This window comes from Hymenobacter convexus, assembly GCF_030580955.1.
Classification (GTDB): Bacteria; Bacteroidota; Bacteroidia; order Cytophagales; family Hymenobacteraceae; genus Hymenobacter.
Genome location: NZ_JAUQON010000017.1, coordinates 94183 through 117559, shown reverse-complemented (window position 1 = coordinate 117559; position 23377 = coordinate 94183). Strand labels below are relative to the sequence as shown.

Genomic DNA, 23377 nt, shown 5'->3' with positions numbered 1-23377 from the left:
CGCGGCGCCGCCCAGCCGAACGGCTACTCCTACTCCGCAGGCCGGCGCCTCCCCCCCCCCGGCCCCCCGCCCCCACTGGAAACGTGCAACGCCGAGACGCGAAGTGTCGCGTCTCTACATTGTTTTGGCACCGTGCCACGTTGCCAAATCCTGCCCTGAGTCCACATCGTGCAGCACGGGCAACTGCGCCACGCTAAGGCCCAGGCGGGCGGCATCGGCTAGGGTATCGGGCAGCACGGTGGCCGTGCTCCAGTTTTTATTGGCAAAAAGCGCCGGCTGCAAGTTCCGCAGCCCCAGTAAGTAATACCCGCCGTCGTCGGCCGGGCCGATGACCATTTCGTGGGTTTCCAGTGCTTCGAAAGCGGCTTGCAGTAGCTCGGTCGTGAGGCCGGGGCAGTCGGTGCCGATGATGACAACGCGGGTGGCACCGGCGGCAAAGGCCTCGCCAAAGGCGTGGGTCATGCGCTCGCCGAGCGACTCGGTGGCCGGTTGCACATGCCAGGGCAGGCCGGGCCATTCGGGGCGGGGCTGGGTAGCATCAGCAAGGGCGGGGGCTTCGGCCAGCCACACGGTGGCGGGCACCTGCGCGGCCGTGACGGCGGCGGCGGTGATGCCCAGCAGCTCACGGTACACGGCCAAGGCGGCTTCGGGGCCGATGTCGGCGGCGAGGCGGGTTTTTACGCGGCCCAGCACGGGCTCGCGGGCGAAGACGAGGAGGTGGTTAAAGTGGGAATCGGGGGTGGGGAGCATAGAGAAGCCAGATAGTCGTCGGTGGGTAGCAAGCTAGCGCTAATGGCTGGTATGGCACGCTATAAAATCTGAAATGCAAATTTTTTCAGCATTATGGAACCAAAATTGCGGAAGGAATAAATACAACAGCATAGCGCTAATATCCATCTACCGGGCCTTCTAACGTGGCCGTATCAAGGCTTTAATGCCCCAAACCCAATACACTGCATCATTTCCTGTTCATCATTTTTCTTTTCATCCTCATTTTTCTTTCACGCATGAAAAATCGTTTACCCCTGATTTTTTTACTCTTTCTGGTGGGGCTGCTGGGCAGCTCACGCGTAGCCCGGGCCTCGCACATGCTGGGCGGCGACATGACCTATGTGTCGCTCGGCAATAATCAGTACCGCGTTCAGTTTCGCCTCTACCGCGACTGTTCGGGCATCGCGCCCAGCCAGTTCGACCTGAGCTGCAAAAACGGAGGCTGCAGCGCCACGGCAGCCATTATCACTCCGTTTGTGCAGCAAGGGGCCGTGCAAGCGGGCAACCCGTTCTGCACAGCGGTATCGAGCGGGCCTTGCCAGGGCCCGGCCGGCCTGCCGAATTACGACGTGTACAACTACGTCGCCACCGTGACCCTGCCGCCCGGGCAGTGGATTCTGAGCACTTTCCAGAATGCCCGCCCGGCGCTGGCCAACATCCAGTCCGGCGACCTGTACGTGGAAGCCACCCTCGACAACCGCAACCAGGGCAGCACGGCCGTGGCCAACAGCTCGCCCCAGTTCGACCCCCAGGATGCCCCGATTCAGTACGTGTGCTGGAAGCAGCGCACTACCATCACCTACTCCTCCACCGAGCCCGATGGCGACTCGCTGGTGTACTCGCTGGCCGCCCCGCTGCAAGCCTGCGGCACGCCCGTGGTTTACAATGCCTACCCGGGCAGCGCCCCGGTGCTTACCCCCATTTCAGGCCCGAGTCAGCCGTGTTATTTCTCCTTCCCGGGCTTGCCCGGTGGTAACTACAGCCCTACCTATCCCATTCAGCAAGGGCTGGATACCGTGGGCACCTGCCCGACCCGCGTGGGCGTGGTGCGGCCGTTTATTTTCAACCAGCAGGCCCGCACCATTACGTTCACGCCCGGCATCTATACGCCTGCGGCCATTGGAAGCGGGACCAACAAGTACCAAATTGCCGTGCTCATCACCGAGTACCGCCGCATCAACGGCGTGCGCCGCGTCATCGGCACGGTGCGCCGCGAGGCCAACCTGATTGTGATTGACTGCGGCACCAACAGCACGCCCAACCCCGTGCAGGCCAACCCCGTCACCACCAACTCCAACACCAGCGTGGTGAACACCGTGGATACGACCCGGATTGACGTGCGCAGCTGCAGCTACTCGCGCCTGGAGCTCAACTTCACCGACCCCGACAACCTGCGCACGCCCAGCGCCGGCCAGCTGCTGACCGTGACGCTGCCCGCCAACATCAACACGGACCCCAGTATGCTCGATTCCGGCGACGTGGGCACGTTCAGCCTGACGGGCAACGGCACCACCAACCCCCGGGGCGTATTCTTCTTCCAGCCCTCGCCCACCACGGTGGGCCGCATCATCCGGCTGAATATCAAGATTGAGGACAATGCCTGCCCCATCAAAGGCGTGCAGAACCGCGTGGTGGTTATTCGCATTCTGCGCGGCAATTTCGCGGCGGTGGTGCTGAACACGCCGCCCACCCTGTGCCTGGGCGCGGCCACCGTGCTGCAAGGCCGGGCGCTGCGGCCGGACTCCATCCGCCGCATTGCCACCAACACCACGCAGCCGCAGGTGTATTCCTACCAGTGGTCGGCGAGCGTGGGCGGCAACGGCCTGCCTACTGCAACCAACACGCAGGATATCACGGTGAACCCCACCATCACCACGCGTTACTTCCTGCGCGTGGCCCCCACCCTCGGCTACGCCCAGGGCCTGTGCGGCGACACTACTTCCATCCTGGTGCGCGTACTGCCTGCGATGCCGGCCCCCACCGTCACGCGCAACGGCCTGACGCTGACGAGTAGCTACGCCACCGGCAACCAGTGGTTCCGCAACGGGCAGGTGGTGCCCAGCGGCACCGGCCAGAGCCTCACCGTGACCACCAGCGGCACCTACACCGTGCAGGCCTACGTGGCCAGCTCGCAGGGCAACTGCGTGTCGCCGGCCTCGACGGCGCTCACGGTGCTCTCGGCCCTGCACGCCGCGCCCGGCACCAGCCTGAGCGTGGTGCCCAACCCCACGCCCGACGGCCGCCTGCGCGTCACCCTCACCGGCTACGCCCAGCCCGTTACGCTCAGCGTATTCGACGCCCTGGGCCGCCGCCTGACCGAAGCCCGCGTGGCCGCCCCCAGCCTGCAGGGCACCACCCAGGAACTGGACCTGGGCGGCTGCGAAGCCGGCCTTTACCTGCTGCAGGTGCGCACGGCCAGCAGCCTGGAAGTGCGCCGCATCGTGCGGCAATAAGGTTTTTAGTTGAGCGATGGTCGTGAGGCCGCCACCAAATTGGTAGCGGCTTCACGGCCATCCTTGCTTAGCCAGCACCGCACCAACCAGCAGCATACCTGCAGCTATTTCCACCCTTCTTTCTGAGCATGAAAAAGCACTTACCGTTTTTCTTGTTTTTGCTGATGCTGAGCGGCTTGCTGCCGGGCGGTGTCCGGCAGGCTTGGGCTACGCAGTTTGTGGGCGGTGATTTGACCTATGCCTCGCTGGGCAGCAATCAGTACCGTGTCACGCTGCATTACTACCAGGACTGCTCGGGTGTCCTGCCCAATCCTTTCACGCTGGCTTGCCGCAATGGTGCATGTGGCTCTACAGCTACGCTCACGGCGCCGCTTGTGCAACAGGGGCCTATCGAAACCGGCAACCCTTTTTGTGCGGCGCTTTCGGTCACGCCCTGCCAGGGTCCGGCGGGGTTGCCCAACTATCAGGTATTCACCTACGCGGCCACTGTGACGCTGCCCCCGGGCCAGTGGACGCTAAGCACGCTGTCTGCCGCGCGCCCGGCGATGACCAGCACGGCGGCCGGCGACCTGTACGTGGAAGCCACGCTCGACAACCGCAACACCGGCGCGGGCGCGGCCGTGGCCAATAATTCGCCGCAGTTTGCGGCGCCGGATGGGCCGGTACAGTACGTGTGCTGGCAGCAGCCTACCACCCTCACGCTGCCAGCCACCGAAGCCGATGGCGACTCGCTGGTGTACTCGCTGGCCGCGCCGCTGCAGGCTTGCAACACGCCCGTGACGTACCTGACCCCCAGCAATGGCTCGGTACTCGCGCCCATTGCGGGCGGTAGCGCGCCGTGTTTCTTCGCCTTTTCGGGGGTGCCCAGTGGTGGCATTGGCAGCGTATATAGCTCGGCCTACCCCATTCAGCTTGGCCTGGACACGCTGGGTTCCTGCCCGATGCGGACGGGCCTTCTTCGCCAACTGCGCTTCAATGCCCAGGCTCGTACCATCAGCTTTACACCCGGCATCTACAACGCGCCCAACGGCAGCATCAGCGCCAACCGGTACCAGCTGGCCATGCTGGTTACCGAATACCGGCGCATCAACGGTGTGCGCCGCGTCATTGGCACGGTGCGCCGCGAAATCACCCTGGTAGTGGCCAACTGCAACGGCAACCGCCCACCCAATCCGGTAGCAGTAGGCGGCAGCATTAATCTGATAGACACAACGCGAATTGTTGTGCGCACCTGTAGCTACACGCGCGTAGAGCTCAACTTTACCGACCCCGACAACCTACTGATGCCCAGCGCCAACCAACACCTGACCGTGACGATGCCACCCAACATCAACACCGACGCTACCTTGTTCGGCACGGGTGATGTGGGCACGTTTACCCTCACGGGAAACGGCAGCACCAATCCCCGGGGGGTGTTTCTTTTTCAGCCCTCGCCTACTGCCGAAGGCCGCATTATCCGCTTCAACATGAAGATTGAAGACGACGCCTGCCCCATCAAGGGCGTGCAAAACCGCGTGGTCGACATCCGGATATTTCGCGGCAATTACGCCGTCATAATGCCATTTGTGCCCCCACCGCTTTGTCAGGGCGCCAGCATGGTGTTGCAAGGCCAGATATTGCGGTCCGACTCGGTTCGGAATTTCACCACAAACACCTCGCAACTGCAGCCATACGCCTACCAGTGGACGGCCACTGCCGGCGGCAATGGCCTGCCGGCCGCAACCAACACGCGGAACATTGCGGTGAACCCCACCGTGACGACGCGCTACTATCTCCGCGTCACGCCTACGCAGGGCTACACCACGGGGTGCGGCGATACCACGTCGGTACTGGTGCGCGTGCGGCCAGGGGTGGCCACACCCGTTATCACCCGCAACGGCCAGACCCTGACCAGCAGCTACGCCACCGGCAACCAGTGGTACCTCAACGGGCAGCCCATTCCTGGTGCTACCGGCCAGAGCATTGCCGCGACTGCCAGCGGTATCTACACCGTGCAGACCGTGGTAGCCGGGCCATCGGGCAGCTGCACCTCGCCCGTGTCAGCACCGCTCACGGTGCTGTCGGCTCTTCGGCCCTTGCCCGGCAGCAGCCTGAGCGTAGCGCCCAACCCCACGCCCGACGGCCGCCTGCGGGTGACGCTCAACGGCTACAACCAGCCCGTCACCCTGACGGTACTTGATGCCTTGGGCCGACGGGTCATCGAAGCCCAATTGGCCGCGCCCAACCCGCAAGGCACCACGCAGGAGCTGAACCTGAGCAACGGCAGCCCCGGCCTGTATCTGCTGCAGGTACGCACGGCCACCAGCCTAGAAATCCGCCGCATCGTGCGGGAATAAGTCATTATGAACATTCCGCCCATAAAAAAGGCCGGCCGCTTCTCGAAGCGGCCGGCCTTTTTTCATAGGTCGAGCTACCCTATTTAGCGCCCGTCTTCAGTTGCAGCGTGCCGGCTTGCAGGCCCGCGCCGCTCACCTTTAGCTGCACATCGCCGGCTTTGTCGGCGGCCTGCACAATAGCCACCAGCTGGCCGTGGAAGGCGTGCATGCGCGGCTCGTGGAACAGCTCCAGGCTGGTGGGGTCGCCGTTGCCCATGGCGCGGAAGCGGCCGGCCCCGCTCACGGCCACCTGTAGCTGGTCGGCAGCGTCGGGGCAGAGGTTGCCGTCGGCGTCTTCCACGCGGGCCGTCACATAGGCCTGGTCCAGGCCGTCGGCGGCCAGCTTGGTGCGGTCGGCCACCAGCTTGATGTGGTGGGGCTTGCCGGCGGTGCGCACGGTTTCCTCCCCCACGGCTTTGCCCTGGGCGTCGTAGGCCACTACTTTGATGGCGCCGGGCGCGTATTTCACGTCGTTCCACATCAGGCGGTAGCGGGTCTGGGGCTGGTCGGACTTGGCCTTGGTCTGGCGGCCCTGGCTCACGCCGTTCACAAACAGCTCGGCCGAGGGGGCGTTGGTGTAGCAGAACACGGGCGTGGTCTGGCCTTCGCGGCCGGGCCAGGTCCAGTGCGGCAGCAGGTGCAGGGTGGGCGCGGTGGGGTTCCAGCGGGCGCGGTAGAGGTAGAACCGGTCCTTGGGCATGCCCGCCAAATCCAGAATGCCGAACATGGAGCTGTGCGAGGGCCATTTCTCGTCGTAAGGCGTGGGCTCGCCGAGGTAGTCGAAGCCCGTCCACACGAATTCACCCAGCACGTTGGGAATGTCGTCCTGCTTCACAAACTCCTCGTCCGGCGTCTGCGACCACACGCAGGCTTCCAGGTCGTAGGAGGAGCACTGATTATCGTCGTATTGCTTCTGCTTGGCCCGCACCACCGGAAACTTGTACACGCCGCGCGAGCTGATGGTGGAAGCCGTTTCCGAACCCAGCAGGAAGCCCTGGGGCAGCTTGCTCAGCGCGTCGGGGTATTGGTAGGGCTTGTAGTTGAAGCCCGGAATGTCGAGCACGTTCGCCATGCCGTACTTAAAGTCGTCGCCGTAGCGGTCCATGCCCGCGGCCACGGGGCGCGTAGGGTCTTCGCGGTGCACAATGTCCTGCAGGCGCTTGGCAATGAGGGGGCCGTTGGCGTTGCTCTGGTCGGGCACCTCGTTGCCGATGCTCCACATGATGACCGACGGGTGGTTGCGGTCGCGGTGCACCATATTCACCAAATCGCGCTCCGACCATTCATCGAAATACTGGCTGTAGCCGTTCTTCACCTTCGGCGCTTTCCACTCATCGAAGGCCTCCACCATCATCATGAAGCCCATTTCGTCGCACAGCTGCACCAGCTCCGGGGCCGGCATGTTGTGCGAAGTCCGGATGGCGTCGCAGCCCATGTCTTTCAGCAAAGCCAGCTGCCGACGCAAAGCCGCTGTGTTTACGGCCGCGCCCAGCGGGCCCAAATCGTGGTGGTTGCACACGCCCTTGAACTTGCGCGGCTGCCCGTTGAGCGAAAATCCCTTGCCCGGCTCAAACTTGAACGAGCGAATGCCGAAGCGCGTGGTGTAAGTGTCTTTCAACGCCTGCCCGGCATAGAGTTTTGAAGAAGCCGTATACAGCACCGGCGCTTCCGGCGACCACAGCTTCGGCTGCGGCACCTGCAAAGTTTGGTCGAACTCCGGCGTGCCCGCAGCCGCCAGGTTGCCGGTGCTAATGGCCACTACTTTTCCATTCGCATCCTTAATTTCTGTCACGAGGCGCAAGGCCGGGCGCGCGCCACCAGACGCTACCTGGGTGCGTAGCTTCACGGTGGCGGCTTGGGCCGTAATGGCGGGCGTGGTCAGGTAAGTGCCCCATACCGGGATGTGCACATCGTCGGTTACGATGAGGTGCACGTTGCGGTAGAGGCCCGCGCCGGGGTACCAGCGCGAGGCTTCCGACTGGTTTTTCAGGCGCACGGCCAACGTGTTGTCGCCGCTGGCTTTCAGATACGAGGTGATGTCGAAGGAAAACGAGTTGTAGCCGTAGGGCCAGCTGCCCACCTCTTTGCCGTTCACAAAAACGTGCGCGTCGCTCATAGCGCCGTCAAACAGCAGCACTGCCCGCTGTCCGGCCTTGAAGCCCGGCACCGCCAGCTTCCGCCGGTACCAGCCCGTGCCGATGAACGGCAGCCCGCCCGTGCGCCCGGCCTTTTGCGTCGCCTTCTGCTCCTGGTTTTGCTCAATCTTGACCGTTTGCAGGTCGTTGTTGCCATCGAACGGGCCGTAGATGGCCCAGTCGTGGGGCACGCGCACGGTTTGCCAGCCGGCGTCTTTGAAATCCGGCTTGGCCGCGTCGGGCTGCTCGCCCTTGGCGAATTTCCAGTCCGTGGTCAGCAAGTATTCCTGCCGCGCCTGGCCTGACGCCACTAGCACCGTGGAAGATAAAGCGAAAGTGGCCAGTCCTGCCAAAGCCCGGCGGCCGAATGATGCACTCATACGAATTCCAATTGATGAAACCGGGCACAACGTTCGCTCGCCCAGGCCGGCAAAGGTCCGTTTTCTTCACGGAAGACACAAGACAATCGTTTGTGTAGACCGTAATAGGGTCGGGCTTTTGCCCCCGGCTACTTGCTGAAAGCAATAAAAAAGCCTTTCATCAGGTGATGAAAGGCTTTTTTAGTACCAGAGACGGGACTCGAACCCGTACTCCCTTACGGAAACGACAGTTTAAGTGTCGCGTGGCTACCATTACACCACTCTGGCAGAGAATTTTATCTATCGATACGGTTCTGATTTTTACCACGATAATTCTCAGTCAGCGCGTGGCAATTCGGACAAAGCAATTGCAAGTTAGCAAGTCGATGGTCATTGTTAATGCCATTGGCGTGGAGGAGTTCCAGTGGAATGGGCTGCGCCAGCCACTCAGATAAGCCGCATCTCTCACACTTAGATAATTTTAGCCCATGCGCAATCAGCCGGTTACGCAGCCGCGCGGTAGATGTATAGGGTGAGTTCTCGACCAGAATATTATCCCAGGAAAAAGGCTTGCCCAACATTCGGTACCTTTCCCCCTGGTTCCAGGCCGCGCCCGTAAAATGACTCGTATCCAGCCCCAGCTTGGCAATGCGTGCGTGCACCGTTTTGTAGTTGCCGCCGGCCGGCACCAGTCCGATACGGCCCAGCACCTGCGCTACCGATGGGCTTTCGGCCACGGCCTGCCGGAACTCGTCGTCGGTGCTCAGGCATTTGCGGGTGGCGGCCATCGGATGGGGTTAAACAAAAAACGCTGCCCGAAGACAGCGTTTTTTACTTTTTGGAGCGGGAGACGAGGTTCGAACTCGCGACCTCGACCTTGGCAAGGTCGCGCTCTACCAACTGAGCTACTCTCGCAGGAGGTTCAGAACAAATTTCGTTGTGCTGAATGGTGCGACAAAGGTAGGGCGATTTTTTGAGGATGCAAGTAGTAGGTGTGGAAATTTCCATCCCTAGGGCCTTTCTGCTTCATTTTCAGTCTGAAAAATTTAACCTTTCCCTAATGTCAGCTTCAACTCGTTCAGCTTCATCAGCGCTTCGATGGGCGTGAGCGTGTTCACATCGAGGTGCTGCAGCAGCTCCCGGATGCGCTCCAGCGCCGGGTCGGAGGGCTCGAAGATGCTGAGTTGAGCGCGCGGCGCGGTGGCCACGGCCGTGGTGGCGCGAGGTTTGGGCTGAGCAGGCTCGCGGGGCGGCGGCACGGCAATGCTTGCTCGTCCGTTGCCGGACTCGATACCAGCCAGCACATCGTCAAATTCAGTCGCTACGCCGTCCTCGGCGCCGGCGCTGGTGCGCTCCACTTCGAGGTGGTGCATGATTTCGTTGGCCCGCAGCACCACGCTGGTGGGCATGCCGGCCAGCCGCGCCACGTGGATGCCGAAGCTGTGCTCGGAGCCGCCGGGCTGCAGCTTGCGCAGGAACAGGATGCGGCCGTCGGCCTCCTTCACGGCCACGTTGTAGTTGCGGACGCGGGAGCAGTCGTCGGCCAACTGGTTGAGCTCGTGGTAGTGGGTGGCGAAGAGGGTCTTGGCCTTGGCTTTGGGGTTGTTATGCAGGTGCTCCACAATGGCCCAGGCGATGCTGATGCCGTCGTAGGTACTGGTGCCGCGCCCAATTTCGTCCATCAGCACGAGGCTGCGGTCCGAGAGGTTGTTGAGGATGGAAGCCGTTTCCGTCATTTCCACCATGAAAGTGCTTTCGCCCTTGCTCAGGTTATCGGAAGCGCCGACGCGGGTAAAAATCTTGTCGATGATGCCCACCGTGGCCGCATCGGCGGGTACGAAGGAGCCAATCTGGGCCAGCAGCACGATGAGAGCCGTCTGGCGCAGCAAAGCTGATTTGCCGGCCATGTTAGGGCCGGTGATTACCACAATCTGCTGCTCGTCCTGGTCGAGGCAGATGTCGTTGGGGATGTAGCTTTCGCCGGGAGGCAACTGACGTTCGATAACCGGGTGGCGGCCGGCTTTGATGTCGAGCACGGTGCCGTCGTTCACCACGGGTTGCACGTAGCGCTGCTGCCGCGCCGTGAGAGCGAAGCTGGCCAGGCAGTCCATCACGCCAATGGCGCGGGCGTTCTGCTGAATCTGGGGCACGAAATCGAGCGCGGCCAGCACCAGGTCGTTGTAGATGCGCTGCTCAATGACGAACAGCTTTTCCTCGGCGTTGAGGATTTTCTCCTCGTAGGTTTTCAACTCCTCGGTCACGTAGCGCTCGGCGTTCACCAGCGTCTGCTTGCGAATCCACTCGGCCGGCACCTTGTCTTTGTGGGCATTGGTGACTTCGAGGTAGTAGCCAAACACCTTGTTGTAAGCCACTTTCAGCGACGAGATACCGGTGTTGCGCTGCTCGCGCTGCTGCAGCTGCAACAGGAAATCCTTGCCCGAGAAGGCCAGCGCCCGCAACTCGTCCAGCTCGGCATCAACGCCGGAGTTCAACACCCCGCCCTGGTTGGTAAGGATGGGCGCGTCGGGCTTGATTTTGGCAAATATTTCCTGGCGCAGGTTGGCGCAGGGGTTGAGTTGCTCGGCCAGTTTCACCAGCGCCCGCACGCCGGAGGCGGCCAGCCGCTCGCGCATAGGGGCCACGGCTTCGAGGGCGCGGGCCAGCTGTAGCAGCTCGCGCGGGTTTACGCGGCGCACGGCTACCTTAGAAATCAGGCGCTCCAGGTCGTTTATCTGGCGCAGGTGCTGGGTGAGGTCGCCGAGTAGCTCCTCATCGGCCACCAGCGCGGCCACGGTGTCGAGGCGACGCTGAATCTGGCTTACTTCTTTGAGCGGCAACACTATCCACTTGCGCAGCAGGCGGGCGCCCATGGGCGTCAGCGTCTGGTCGAGCACGTCGATGAGGGGCACGCCGCCGGGATGCTGGGCCTGCACCAGCTCCAGGTTGCGCACCGTGAAACGGTCGAGCCACACGTACTTGTCCTCTTCCAGGCGGCCGAGACTGGCGATGTGCTGGATGTCGGTGTGCTTGGTCTCGGCGAGGTAGTGCAGGATGCAGCCGGCCGCAATGACTCCTTCCTTCAGGTTATCGACGCCGAAGCCTTTGAGCGAGGTGGTGCGGAAGTGGCGCGTGAGGGTATCGTGGGCATAGTCGGCCCCGAAAACCCAGTCGTCCAGCGCATAGGTGCAGTAGTCGGGACCGAAGTTCTGCTCAAACTCACCCCGGCTTTTCTTGCAGAACAGCACCTCGGCGGGGCTGAAATTCTGCATCAGTTTGCCCAGATAATCGAGCGTGCCCTGCGCGGCCAGAAATTCGCCAGTGCTGATATCGAGAAAGGAAATGCCGGCTTCACTCTTACCGAAATGAATGGCGGCCAGGTAGTTGTTGGAACGGCGTTCGAGCACGTTGTCGTGCATGCTCACGCCGGGCGTCACCAGCTCGGTGATGCCGCGCTTGACGAGGCCCTTGGCTTCCTTGGGGTTTTCGAGCTGGTCGCAGATGGCCACGCGCTGACCGGCACGCACCAGCTTGGGCAGGTAGTTGTCGAGCGAATGGTGCGGGAAACCCGCCAGGGCCACTTCACTGCTGCTACCGGCCCCGCGTTTGGTGAGCGTGATGTCGAGAATGCGGCTGGCCGTGACGGCATCCTCACCGAAAGTCTCGTAAAAATCGCCCACCCGGAACAGCAGCACCGCGCCCGGATGCTGCTGCTTGAGCTGGTAGTACTGCTTCATCAGCGGCGTTTCGGTCACGGCCGGGATGGGCACGGTGAAGTGGTCGGGGCCGACGGATTTGATGACGAATTCTTTTTTGGGTGCAGGCAAGGCAACGGCGCGCGACCTTTGCAGGACGCAGCTTTTTGATGTGAACGAGAAAGGAGCGGCAGTTTCCGAAGTTGCGGACGTAGCTTGACGAAACCCATCAAACCCGCCGGCCACCCTATTTTAAACCGACAAAGCGAACCGCAAAGTTCGCGCTATTTCCATGCGAAAACTCACAATGGCCGAGCTGAACCGGGCCTCGGTGGATGATTTCAAAAGTACGCCCAAAAGCCCCGTGGTTTTGGTGCTCGACAACGTGCGCAGCATGCACAACGTGGGCGCCATCTTCCGTACGGCCGACGCGTTTGCGCTGGAAAAAATCTACCTCTGCGGCTACACCCCGCGCCCGCCGCACCGCGAAATCACCAAAACGGCGCTGGGCAGCGAGGAATCCATGGTCTGGGAATACGCGGCCGAAACCGTGACCGCCGTGGCCGCCCTCAAAGCCGCCGGCTACCAGGTGGCGGCCGTGGAGCAAACTACCGGCAGCGTGTCGCTGCCGCAGTTTCGACCCGAAGTTGACCAGCCGCTGGCGCTGGTGCTGGGCAATGAAGTATTTGGAGTAGAAGATGCCGTACTGGCCCTTTGCGATGTGGCCGTGGAAATCCCCCAGTTCGGCACCAAGCACTCGCTCAACGTGGGGGTGGCGGCCGGTGTGGTGCTCTGGGACGCGCTGGTGAAGCTGGGCGTGGTATAAGCGGCGCGCAACCATTGGGGCCCCGACCGGTTCCCCTCCTTTCGCTTGCCATGTCCGCTTCTGAATTCTCCCGGCCCGATGGGGCACTACTAGCCTTACGTCCGGCGGTGCCCACTGAAACAACCGACGCGGCCGGCTCTGTCGGAGCCTTTCTGCACGCTACGTTGCGTCCGGTCCTCAAATTGCAAAACGATTTGCTACTGGCCGTGGTGGCCGATTTCGTGCGCGACCACCACATCGCCCTGCGCCCTACCGACCAGCACCAGCAGCTCACCGAGCTGCTCAGCCGCAACACCAAATTGCGCTACACCGTGGTGGGCCTCATCACCGGCGCTTTTACGGCTGAAGAATACGCCTTCTACCGCCCACACCGCTCCGAGTTGAACCGCCGCCTGCTGGAAATGGCCCTGCGCCGCGTATTGAACCAAGCGGACGCGGTAGTGGCGTTGGTGGCTTAAGCAGCCTATAAGCAGCTTATAATATAGAACGTCATGCTGAGCTTGCCGAAGCATCTCTACCGCATCAGTAAATCAAATTACTTGCGCGGCAGAGATGCTTCGGCAAGCTCAGCATGACGTTCTTTTAATTACTGGCAGCCTTAGTCGTACTGCGAGTCGCGCAGCTGCACGGGCTTGGTTTTCTTGCGCAGGCGCAGGTTCAGCAACTCCACCGTGAGCGAGAAGGCCATGGCGAAGTAGAGGTAGCCTTTTTCCACTTCCTTGTGAGCGGCCTCCATCACCAGCATGAAGCCAATCATGATGAGGAACGACAGCGCCAGCATCTTGATGGTGGGGTTGTTGTTCACAAAATTGGCCACGTTGCCGCTGAAAGCCAGCATGATGCCCATGGCGCAAATCACGGCGGCAATCATCACCAGCACGTTATCCACGAGGCCCACGGCCGTGAGAATGGAATCGAAGCTGAACACGATGTCAATCACTACAATCTGGGCAATAATGGCCATCATCGAGGCCGACTTGCCGCCCATGCCCTCCTCTTCTTCCTCGCCCTGGAGCTTGGTGTGGATTTCGGTAGTGCTCTTGTACATCAGAAACAGGCCGCCGGCCAGCAGAATCAGGTCGCGGCCGGTCACGCCAAAGGGCTGGTCAAGCCACGGGAAATCGGGCAGGTTGAACAGCGGGTTGCGCAGGCTCACAATCCAGGAAATGCTCAGTAGTAGGCCAATGCGGAACACCAGCGCCAGCAGCAGCCCGATGGTGCGCCCGCGGGCCTGCGATTCTTTCGCCAGCCGATTGACGATGATGGAGATGAAAATGATGTTGTCGATGCCCAACACGATTTCCATGAACGTAAGGGTCAGCAAGCTAACCCAGGTAGCCGGGTGGGTAAAGGCCGAAAAATCGTACAAAGCGGGTGATTTGAATGGGTGGACTGGTGAATTGTTGAACTGCTGAACAGGCAAATCAGGGGCTGATGAATCGGAAAATGGCTTAGCGCATTACCAGTGTGGGCGGTTTTTTTAGCAAGCGCCCGTCTGCAGCAATTCAACCATTCCGCACCTCAACCATCCGGCAATTAGCTTTTCATATTTACGAACTGCAGCGGCAGGCCAATGTCGGCCTTGCGCAGCACCACAATGGCGGCCTGCAAATCGTCGATTTTTTTGGCCGACACGCGCACCTGGTCGTCCTGCATCTGGGCTTCCACCTTCACCTTGGCGTCCTTGATGGCCTTGATGATTTTGCGGCCGAATTCCTTGTCCACGCCGGCGCGCACCTTGATGGTTTTCTTGATGAGCTGGCCGCTGGGCTGCTCATCGGCCGTGAAATCGAGGCTGGTGCCGTCGATGCCCTGCTTCACCACGCGGCCCAGCAGAATGTCTTCCAGTGCCTTGATACGCATGGAGTTTTCGGACGACAGCAGGATGGTGTTTTCCTTTTTATTGAGCTCGATGCCGCCCTTGGTATCGCGCAGGTCGTAGCGGGTCTGGAGTTCTTTTTGGGCCGTGTTCACCGCATTTTCCAGGGTTTGCGGGTCCACTTTGCTCACGATGTCGAAGGAGGCCATAGCGGGAAGAGAAGTAGTTTTGGAAAGAGAAACCGGCCGCAGCCGGGGCGTAAAGGTAACGCCCGGCTGCGGCCGGGGTTGCGCCCGGTCTTCATTCTTTCCTCATGAATTCAGTTCCCCCCGTTCGTCCGCCGCGCACGCCCGCCGAGTGGGCCGCCTACTACCACCTGCGCTACGCCGTGCTGCGCCGGCCCTGGCAGCAGCCCCCCGGCTCCGAGCGCGTGCCCGCCGACGACGAACCCGGAACCATTCATGCGCTGCTTTTGGCCGATGAAACTGCCGAAACGCCCGTAGCCCTGGCCGTGGGCATGCTCCAGCCCACCTCGGCGCAGCAAGGCCAAATCCGCTTCATGGCCGTGGCGCCCGAAGCGGCCGGCACCGGCCTGGGCCAGCGGATAATGGCCTATTTGGAAGCGCAGGCACGAGCGGCGGGGCTCACCGAAATTGTGCTGCACTCGCGCGAGGCAGCCGTGGGATTTTATGAGCGGCTGGGCTATACGGTAGTTGAGCCGTCGCACCTGCTGTTTGGTGAAATCCAACACTTTTTGATGCAAAAGCAATTGTCATAGCGTCTCCCCCCTTCCCTACTTATTCACAACCCCGTGCCCGAATCCTACCTGCCCCGCCCCGTGCCCGAACTAGCCGCCATGGTGGCCGCCTACAACCAGATGAACCACTACGGCCGCGCCAACGGCATGGCCCTCACCGTGCCCGAGCCCGGCCGCGCCGAATACTGCATGACTGTGCGCGAGGAACACCTCTCCTCCCCCAACACCTGCCACGGGGGCGTGCTGGCCGGCCTGATGGACGCGGCCCTGGGCGCTGCCGCCCTCACCCTGGCCTTCACCAAGCTCGAATTCGTGTCCACCGTCGAGTTCAAGATGAACTACCTGCACGCCGTGCAGCTGCACGATGTGCTGGTGGCCCGCGGCGTAGTTGACCATGCTGGTAACTCGCTGGTGGTGAGCAGCTGCATCATCTACCGCGTGCAGGAGGGCCAGGAAGATGTGGCCGTCGCCCGCGGCCTGGGCACTTTCAACCGCTACCCGGCCAATAAGCGCGACTTCGCCAAACTGGTGATGTAGCTGGAGTCGCCTGTCATTGCGAGCGTAGCGTGGCAATCCGTCCTCTCAATGTGCTTAGCCTCGAGTTTTGATAAAGCCGTTTGTGAACGCAAAAGCCCCGGTACCATCGCGGTACCGGGGCTTTCTGGTAAAAGGTCGTATCTGGGTTTGACAGGACGGATTGCTTCGCTGCGCTCGCAATGACAGTTCCGTCTCGCGCTTACCTCCTTACAATTCCGCCGAGGCGTGCATGCTGCTGACGGGCTCGTACTCGTCGTCGCCATCGGCCATTTGCGGGGCGGGCACTTTGCGCACGTTGCGGGCGCAGTCCTCGTCGCGGTGGTTGCGGCCTACCGTGAACTCCACCCAGTCGCCTTCGCGCAGGTCGTTGAAGTCGCCCTCGGTCAGGTCAGCGTAGCTGAAGAACAGGTTGTTCGGGGGCATTACCACGAAGCCGAAGCCGTTTTTCAGGTTTTTGATGGTGCTCATGCCGAGCGTGCCCACGGGGCCGGCGGCAGTGGGGCCGGTGGGGCGGGCCAGCTTGGGCGCGGCAGCCGTGCTGGGTGCGAAGGCGGCGGGCTCGGTCTGGTTCACAAACAGGGCTTCCACCACTTCGTCCTGCTGCTGCAGGCCGCGGTCGATGACGTCGTGCATAGCTACCGGGTAGGTCACCTGCTCCAGCAACTGCTGCGAGGCGCGCGTCACGCGGGTTTCGCCCTTGAAGTCTTCGTATTTGAAGTCCCAGTTCAACAACATCACGCGGGTGCCCACGGTGTTGAGCTTGCGGATGAGGGGCACGTAGTCGGAGTCGCCGGCGATGAGCACCACCACGTCGAGGGTTTTGTGCAGGGCCAGTTCAAGGGCTTCGAGGCTGAGCCACACGTCGATGCCTTTTTCCTGCAGGCGGCCGTCGCGGGTTTTGAGGGCCATGTAGTGCGTTTGCACGCCCAGGTTCATCAGAATATCGTCGAGCAGGCGGTCGTGGAACAGGCGGTCCTTGTCGCGGGCTTCGGTGGCGGAGAGACGGCCGCGGAAGAAGTGGGCATCGGTGATTTGCGCCAGGCGCACGTCCACATCTTCTTCTTCGGCTACCTGGTGGCGGATGTATTCGTGCAGTCCTTCGAGGCTAATACGGGCCTTGCGTTCGTGCTGGAAATAATAATAGTCACTGATTTTTAGAAAATAGTTGCCGTCATAGAAGACACCAACCCGAATCAAAGGGCTGTTCATCTGGTTCATGATTATGGAATGGGGTAAAGTTAGAAAAAGTGTTTCGAGTGGGACAAGGTGTTAGGAATGAGCTAAAAACGCTACCAAGACCACAGCGCCGAAGCATTGTCGTAGGTGGTGCCAGCCAAGATAGCATTACTGGTAGAGCGGGGCTCGGCCTCTTATAGCGGCGGGCTGCTCAGGCGGTCTAAATTAATGGGTAGCGTAAAGGAATGACAAGTGGACGTATGGCCTGAAAACGCTGGATAGTAGCACGTCGCAGGGTGAATACGGCCGTAATTTGTCGGCATATCTGCTGCGAAGCTAATGGTCTTGGCTGACTTATGCAACAGTACGCCAATTAGGACGAAACCGCGGCGCAGGCCTAGGTTGGGACCGTCCACCGTTTTGGCCATACTTAAAACCCCATATGCCCCACCACCAGGCCCAGCACCAGCAGCCCGTACCCGGTGCAAATGGCCACCTCCAGCAGGTTGCCCGAGGCCGAGCCGGTGCTGATAAGCGGCAGCTTGAAGGAGTAGTCCCACAGGGGTAAAAACCACCGTACGCCCGCTTTGGTGAGGGAATCGGCCACGAGATGGGAGGCGTAGCCGGTGCCGGCAAACAGTGCCACACCGCGCCAGCCGAGGTGCTGGTCGGCCAGGTGGCCGATGTAGGTCCAGAGGGCGGTGGCCCAGATGGTGTGCGTCCAGGAACGGTGCGAAGTGAAGGGCGCCAGCGCCACAAACGTTCCCAGCAAACTCAGCCACAATTGTTCGGTGTAGAGCCCCGCCACCACCGTGCCCAGCCCCGTGAAGAGCAGCGCCAGCCGCCGGGCCGAACCGCCCTGCATGCCCACCCCAATGAGCCCAAATGCCAGCGCCACCGTGTAATAGAGGCGCTGCTCGGAGCCGGCGCCTAATTGGAAATACGCATACGCCGCAATGGCCAGCGCGCCGGCAGCGAAGGCCCAGCGCACGTAGTTCTGGGTGAAGCCGAGGCGCTTGCTAAGGCGGCTTTCGGGGTGGTCGAGGTCGGGGGCGAGGCTGGAGAAGCCGGCTAAGGCAATGCCGGCCAGCGAAAACGGCAGGCCCGGCACCAGCCCGGCCACGGCCACGCCGGTGATGAGGCCAATGGCCAGGTGGGAAGAACCGCGCATGCAGGATGGTTTCTGGTTTCTCGTTGCTGGTTTCTGATTTTTAGGCCTGCATCTCACAAGGCCGGTTTCAGAAACCCAAAAACTACAGCCACGAAGCTACAAGGAGGCGCAGCTTCCGGGCCTCAGCGGAAGTGAATATTGCCGCGGGACTTCCGAAAACGCAGCTGAATTCGGTTTCTCATCTCCTTTTTGCCGTGCCGAGTGACTTGTTTGCGCACTTCAACCACCCTTATCCCGACCAATCGGTTCAGGTCGTTGCTGATGCGCTTGTCGGCTTCGTTCCAACCGCGGCTGTACGACGCCAGCCAGCCTTTCCGGGTCACGGATTCGCGGTGGCCGTTGGCGTAGTAGCTGCGCTCCAGCTGGCGGCCCCCAAACCGCCAATGGGTCACTTCGACCAGTTGACCTTTCGGCGAATAGGTCCGGCTCACGAAGGGCGTTTCCACCACCCGGCGCCCGTTCGGCAAGACGGTTTCGCGGTGCCGGGCGGGCCGGCGGGCTGTGCCGGTGGTGTCGGCACCGAGGCGCCAGCGGCCCGGGCTACCTTGTTTCTGCAGGCTCACGGGCAGCCGGTAGTGGCTCGGTGGCGGGTAAGCATCCTGCCCGTTGGCCGACGCGCTGCCCGCACGCCGGACGCGGCATTCGGCCGGCCGCGGGGCCGGCACTGGCGCCGGAACCGGAAAGGCCGACTGCGCCGGGCGGCTGGCTACGCCCACCACGTCACCATTAATGAGCGGATGTCTTGGCAAGAAAGTAACGGTCTTAAACAGCTCGACATGAGCGACGTCGGCCGTTGCGCCGTAGCTGAAGTCCCAATACCGCTGCAACAGGTGCGGCCGCCGCCCCACGGGCTCCCACTCGTACCGCGGCCGGCTGTGCACCACGCTGTCGGCGGGCAGAAGCGTATCCTGGCTTTGCTCGTGGCGGAGCCAGGCGGCCGGATAGTACAAGGTGCTGAGGCGCCACTGGCCCCGGGCTGTGTACACCAGCCGGGCGCGCGGCTCGCCGTCGGCATCGCGCTCCGTGAAAGCGCCCACCAGCCGGCCCGCGGCTAGTTGGCCGGTCCAGTAGCGCGCTGAGTCGCGGCGAGGGTATGGGTTGTCATCAGATAGCCCTTGGCCCTGGTTGATGAACCAGTCGATAGCGAGGCTGTGGGCGGTGTAGCTGCCGCCCCAGTGACGAAAACTACCCCGCAGTCCGGGCGCCCGGCTGCTGTCGAAGCGGGCCAGCAGGCGCGGGCTGCCGGTTTGGGTGGTCGTCACCAGCGAATCGACCAGTTGGCCGCGCCGGAAAGTGCCGCGCTGGGCCACCCGGCCATCGGCGTGGAAGACGACGAAGAGGCCGTCGGGCTGGCCGGCGCGCATGGGCAGACGGCGCGCCACGGCGGGCGGCTGGCCGGCCCGGGCGGGGTAGTAGCGTGTCCAGATGCTGTCGGCTAGGCCGTTGGTGAAATGGCCCAGCTCTTCCAAGCTGCCAGTGCGCCGGAAGCGGCGAAAGGGGCCATGCGCCAGGGTGTCGGGGTGCGCGCCGGTTAGCTGGGCGCCGTACACGGCCCGGCGCTGAGTGCGCGCCGAGTCGTAGTAAGTGACGATGCGCAGCGGGCGGCCGGATTGGGCATGGGCCGCGGTGGCGGTAAGGAAAAGCGTCAGCACCGCCGCGCAGGTGTAAAATCGGGGCATGTACTTTGCGCGGCAGTCGAGGTGGCAGCTTGGGGTGCGAAGCTGCTAAGCTACTGCCCGGCCGGCAGCCCGGAAACCTTCGCCGCCGCAACCGTGTATTTACCCCGCTGCCCGACCGGAAAATCTTCCGGCCGGGCTAGTTCATTTGCCCCTCTAGCCTGATTATTCGTGCAAGTAGCTGACTTTCTTCGCCTCTATCGCCTTTCGCCCGAGCTGCAAGTGCTGGCCGCCCGCCTGCGCGGCGCCGCCAAGCCTGACCCCAGCAGCGTGCGCCTGCACTTGCGCGGCCTCGTGGGCAGCCAGGATGCCGTGGTGGCCGCCGCCGTGGCCCACGCCCAGCACCCGCACGTATTCATTATGCACGACAAGGACGAGGCGGCGTATTTCCTGGCCGACTTGCAGCACCTGCTGCCCGAGGGGCCGGAAGTGCTGCTGTTCCCCAGCTCGTACAAGCGGCCCTACCAGTTTGATGAGACGGAAAATGCCAACGTGCTGATGCGCGCCGAAGCCCTGAACCGCATCAATACCACGCGGGCCGCCAGCACAACCAATAGCGTGTTCATTGTGACCTACCCGGAGGCGCTGACTGAGAAAGTAATCAACCGGCAAAGTCTGGTGAAGAACACCTTCAACGCTAAAGTAGGCGACAAGCTGGACGTGAATTTCCTAGGTGAATTGCTGGGCGAGTACGACTTCGAGAAAACGGATTTCGTGTACGAGGCGGGGCAGTACGCGGTGCGCGGTGGTATTGTGGACGTGTTCAGCTACGCGAATGAGTTGCCGTTCCGCCTCGAATTATTTGGCGATGAAATTGAGAGCATTCGGACGTTTAACCCCGAGACCCAACTGTCGGTAGACCCGCGGCCGAGCATCAGCATCATTCCGAACGTGCAGACCAAGATGCTGACCGAAACCCGGGAAGCTTTCTTCGAATTTTTGCCCCGCACGGCCTGCATCTGGGTGAAGGACGTGCGCCAGACGCTGGACGTGGTGACGGAATTATTCGAGAAAGCGGAGGCCAATTTTCAGCAGATGCTGAGCGAGGCCGGCGGCATGCAAATCGTGAGCAAGCCGGGCGACTTGTTTGAGTCGGGCAAGAATTTCAAGAAGCTGCTCGATGAGTTCGCGGTGGTGGAATTCGGCAAGCGCTTCCATTTCAAGAATGCCGACACGTTCCAGTTCGGCGCCAAGCCGCAGCCGAGTTTCAACAAGGAATTCGAGCGGATGGTGAAGAATATCAAGGAAAACCAGCAGCGCAACTTCACCACCATCATTACCTCTGATACCGTGCGCCAGGCCGACCGCCTGCGCACGATTTTTGACGAGCTGGACAACAACGTGCAGTTTCAGCACTTGCTGATGGCCCTGCGCGAAGGCTACGTGGATGAGCAGCTGGAGCTGGCTGTGTACACTGACCACCAGCTATTCGAGCGCTACTACCGCGCCCAGGAAGCGCGGAAGTTTTCAAAGAAGAAGGCCCTTACGCTGCGCGAGTTGAAGACGCTGCAGCCCGGCGACTACGTGACGCACCAGGATTACGGCATCGCGCGGTTTGCGGGGCTGACGCAGGTGGAAATCAACGGGCAGATTCAGGAGGCTATTCGGCTGGTGTACCGCGATGATGACTTGCTGACGGTGAGCATCCACTCGCTGCACAAGATTGCCAAATACAGTGGCGCGGAGGGCTCGCCGCCCACGATGAGCAAGCTGGGCTCGCCGGAGTGGGAGAACAAGAAGAAGTCCGTCAAGAAGAAGGTAAAGGACATCGCGGCCGACCTTATTCGCCTGTACGCCAAGCGTAAAACGGCGCCCGGCTTCGCCTTTTCGGTGGATGGTTTTTTGCAGGCGGAACTGGAATCGAGCTTCATCTACGAGGATACGCCCGACCAGGCCAAGGCCACCGAAGACGTGAAAAACGACATGCAACAGCCCCACCCCATGGACCGGCTTGTCTGCGGCGACGTGGGCTTCGGCAAGACCGAGGTGGCCATTCGGGCGGCCTTCAAGGCCGTGGCCGATGGGAAGCAGGCGGCCGTGCTGGTGCCCACCACCATCTTGGCCATGCAGCACTACAAGACCTTCCGCGACCGGTTGGCCACGCTGCCGGTGACGGTGGAATATATCAACCGCTTCAAATCGACCAAGCAGATTAAGGAGACGCTACAGCGCGTGGCCGAGGGCAAAACTGATATTCTCATTGGCACGCACCGGCTGACCAATAAGGACATTAAGTTTAAGGACTTGGGCATTTTGATTATTGACGAAGAGCAGAAATTCGGCGTCAAAACCAAGGACAAGCTGAAGGAACTGAAGGTGAACGTGGACACGCTCACTCTTTCGGCCACGCCGATTCCGCGCACGCTGCACTTCTCGCTGATGGGAGCGCGCGACCTGAGCGTGATTGCCACGCCGCCGCCCAACCGCCAGCCCGTGACCACGGAGCTGCACGTGTATGATGAGATTCTGATTCGCGACGCGGTGTCAAGGGAGCTGAAGCGCGGCGGGCAGGTGTTTTTCGTGCACAACCGCGTGAAGGACATTGAGGAAATGGCCAGCACGATTCTGCGGCTGGTGCCGGATGCCAAAATCACTTTCGCCCACGGACAGATGGACGGCGAGATGCTGGAAAAGCGCATGATGAAGTTCGTGGAGGGCGAATATGACGTGCTGGTTTCGACCAACATCATCGAATCGGGCCTCGACATTCCCAACGCCAACACCATCATCATCAACCGCGCCCACCTGGCCGGCCTGAGCGACTTGCACCAGATGCGCGGCCGCGTGGGCCGCTCCAACCGCAAGGCCTACTGCTACTTGCTGACGCCGCCGGTAGCCCAGCTGCCGGCCGATGCGCGCAAGCGTCTGAGCACGCTGGAGGAGTTTTCGGACCTCGGCGCGGGCTTCAACGTGGCCATGCGCGACCTGGATATTCGCGGCGCGGGCAATTTGCTGGGCGGCGAGCAGTCGGGCTTTATCAACGACCTGGGCTACGAAACCTACCACCAGATTCTGGACGAGGCGGTGACGGAGCTCAAGGAAACCGAATTCCGCGACCTGTTTCTGGGCGACGCAAACTCGCAGCAGCGCCTGCAACTGGCGGCCGGCGCGGGCCGCGTGCAGGAGTGCAACGTGGAGACGGACCAGCAGGTGCTCATTCCCGAAAAGTACGTGAGCAACGTGTCGGAGCGCCTGCAGCTCTACGCCAAGCTCGACCGCGCCCAGAAGCCGGAGGAATTGCGCAAGCTGCTGGCCAGCATGGTCGACCGCTTCGGGCCGATGCCGCCCGAGGTGGAGCAGCTGGCCGACATCGTGCGGCTGCGCTGGCAGGCCTGCAAGGTGGGCTTCCACAAAATCACGCTCAAGCGCGACACGCTGAAAGGCTACCTGCCCGCCGACGACGACCACAAAGCCTACTTCCAGGGCGAGCAGTTCGGCACTATTCTGAACTACGTGCAGACGCACCCGCGCACCGCCAAGCTGAAGGAGCACAAGGCGCAGCTCATCGTGACGTTTGAGGAAGTGCGGTCCATTCAGCAGGCTAAGCGCGTGCTGAGCGAGCTGGGCAGCGAGGAGGCCGTAACGGCGTAGGGAAGAGAACGATATAGGGGCAGGGCAAGCCCCTACATC

General features: G+C 61.8%; 16 protein-coding genes and 2 tRNA genes. 7 read left to right on the top strand and 11 right to left on the bottom strand.

Annotated elements, in window-relative coordinates; all coding sequences use genetic code 11:
* Positions 1–114: 114 nt before the first annotated feature.
* The gene (locus tag Q4S41_RS24230) at positions 115–750 is read right to left on the bottom strand and encodes a TIGR04282 family arsenosugar biosynthesis glycosyltransferase (RefSeq protein ID WP_305033704.1); all 636 of its coding nucleotides are present in this window, start codon (positions 748–750) and stop codon (positions 115–117) included.
* A gap of 257 nt (positions 751–1007) precedes the next feature.
* Between Q4S41_RS24230 and Q4S41_RS24225 the strand changes: the two genes are divergently transcribed.
* Positions 1008–3224 carry a T9SS type A sorting domain-containing protein gene (locus Q4S41_RS24225; protein WP_305033703.1) on the top strand — a complete coding sequence of 739 codons (2217 nt, stop codon included), beginning with the start codon at positions 1008–1010 and terminating at the stop codon, positions 3222–3224.
* A 128-nt stretch (positions 3225–3352) separates the two neighbouring features.
* Positions 3353–5560, top strand: a complete 2208-nt coding sequence (locus tag Q4S41_RS24220; RefSeq protein ID WP_305033702.1) for a T9SS type A sorting domain-containing protein — start codon at positions 3353–3355, stop codon at positions 5558–5560.
* Positions 5561–5639: 79 nt separating this feature from the next.
* Here Q4S41_RS24220 and galB read toward each other — a convergent pair whose 3' ends face one another.
* From galB to mutS, 5 genes are all read right to left on the bottom strand, one after another.
* The gene (galB, locus tag Q4S41_RS24215) at positions 5640–8114 is read right to left on the bottom strand and encodes a beta-galactosidase GalB (protein WP_305033701.1); all 2475 of its coding nucleotides are present in this window, start codon (positions 8112–8114) and stop codon (positions 5640–5642) included.
* Positions 8115–8298: 184 nt separating this feature from the next.
* Positions 8299–8381: transfer RNA gene (locus tag Q4S41_RS24210), tRNA-Leu, on the bottom strand.
* A gap of 8 nt (positions 8382–8389) precedes the next feature.
* Entirely contained in the window at positions 8390–8881 is a 492-nt protein-coding gene (locus tag Q4S41_RS24205; RefSeq protein ID WP_305033700.1) for a hypothetical protein, read from the bottom strand.
* 51 nt (positions 8882–8932) lie between these two features.
* Positions 8933–9008: transfer RNA gene (locus tag Q4S41_RS24200), tRNA-Gly, on the bottom strand.
* Positions 9009–9139: 131 nt separating this feature from the next.
* A complete protein-coding gene (gene mutS / locus Q4S41_RS24195) occupies positions 9140–11827 on the bottom strand; it encodes a DNA mismatch repair protein MutS (protein WP_305033705.1) in 2688 nt (895 codons plus the stop codon).
* Between the two features lie 250 nt (positions 11828–12077).
* On the opposite strand from mutS, the gene Q4S41_RS24190 reads away from it, so the two are divergent.
* Together Q4S41_RS24190 and Q4S41_RS24185 are read left to right on the top strand one after the other, a co-directional pair.
* Positions 12078–12611, top strand: a complete 534-nt coding sequence (locus Q4S41_RS24190; protein ID WP_305033699.1) for an RNA methyltransferase — start codon at positions 12078–12080, stop codon at positions 12609–12611.
* Positions 12612–12661: 50 nt separating this feature from the next.
* Entirely contained in the window at positions 12662–13069 is a 408-nt protein-coding gene (locus tag Q4S41_RS24185) for a hypothetical protein (protein WP_305033698.1), read from the top strand.
* Between the two features lie 140 nt (positions 13070–13209).
* Here the strand turns inward: Q4S41_RS24185 and Q4S41_RS24180 are convergent, their stop codons facing one another.
* Together Q4S41_RS24180 and Q4S41_RS24175 are read right to left on the bottom strand one after the other, a co-directional pair.
* Positions 13210–13980: a TerC family protein gene (locus tag Q4S41_RS24180; protein WP_305033697.1), complete on the bottom strand. Its 771-nt coding sequence runs from the start codon at positions 13978–13980 to the stop codon at positions 13210–13212.
* A gap of 167 nt (positions 13981–14147) precedes the next feature.
* Positions 14148–14639, bottom strand: a complete 492-nt coding sequence (locus Q4S41_RS24175) for a YajQ family cyclic di-GMP-binding protein (protein WP_305033696.1) — start codon at positions 14637–14639, stop codon at positions 14148–14150.
* 104 nt (positions 14640–14743) lie between these two features.
* Here Q4S41_RS24175 and Q4S41_RS24170 point away from each other — a divergent pair, with 104 nt between their 5' ends.
* Positions 14744–15208: a GNAT family N-acetyltransferase gene (locus tag Q4S41_RS24170; protein WP_305033695.1), complete on the top strand. Its 465-nt coding sequence runs from the start codon at positions 14744–14746 to the stop codon at positions 15206–15208.
* A 33-nt stretch (positions 15209–15241) separates the two neighbouring features.
* On the top strand, positions 15242–15724 hold the full coding sequence (locus tag Q4S41_RS24165; RefSeq protein ID WP_305033694.1) for a PaaI family thioesterase: 483 nt from the start codon (positions 15242–15244) through the stop codon (positions 15722–15724).
* A 207-nt stretch (positions 15725–15931) separates the two neighbouring features.
* Here Q4S41_RS24165 and Q4S41_RS24160 read toward each other — a convergent pair whose 3' ends face one another.
* The 3 genes from Q4S41_RS24160 to Q4S41_RS24150 all read right to left on the bottom strand — a co-directional run bounded on the left by Q4S41_RS24160 (position 15932) and on the right by Q4S41_RS24150 (position 19750).
* Entirely contained in the window at positions 15932–16933 is a 1002-nt protein-coding gene (locus Q4S41_RS24160; protein WP_369811351.1) for an NYN domain-containing protein, read from the bottom strand.
* 397 nt (positions 16934–17330) lie between these two features.
* Entirely contained in the window at positions 17331–18071 is a 741-nt protein-coding gene (locus tag Q4S41_RS24155) for a metal-dependent hydrolase (protein WP_305033692.1), read from the bottom strand.
* A 122-nt stretch (positions 18072–18193) separates the two neighbouring features.
* Positions 18194–19750, bottom strand: a complete 1557-nt coding sequence (locus Q4S41_RS24150) for a toxin-antitoxin system YwqK family antitoxin (protein ID WP_305033691.1) — start codon at positions 19748–19750, stop codon at positions 18194–18196.
* 168 nt (positions 19751–19918) lie between these two features.
* Here Q4S41_RS24150 and mfd point away from each other — a divergent pair, with 168 nt between their 5' ends.
* Positions 19919–23338 carry a transcription-repair coupling factor gene (gene mfd, locus Q4S41_RS24145; RefSeq protein WP_305033690.1) on the top strand — a complete coding sequence of 1140 codons (3420 nt, stop codon included), beginning with the start codon at positions 19919–19921 and terminating at the stop codon, positions 23336–23338.
* Positions 23339–23377 lie beyond the last annotated feature (39 nt).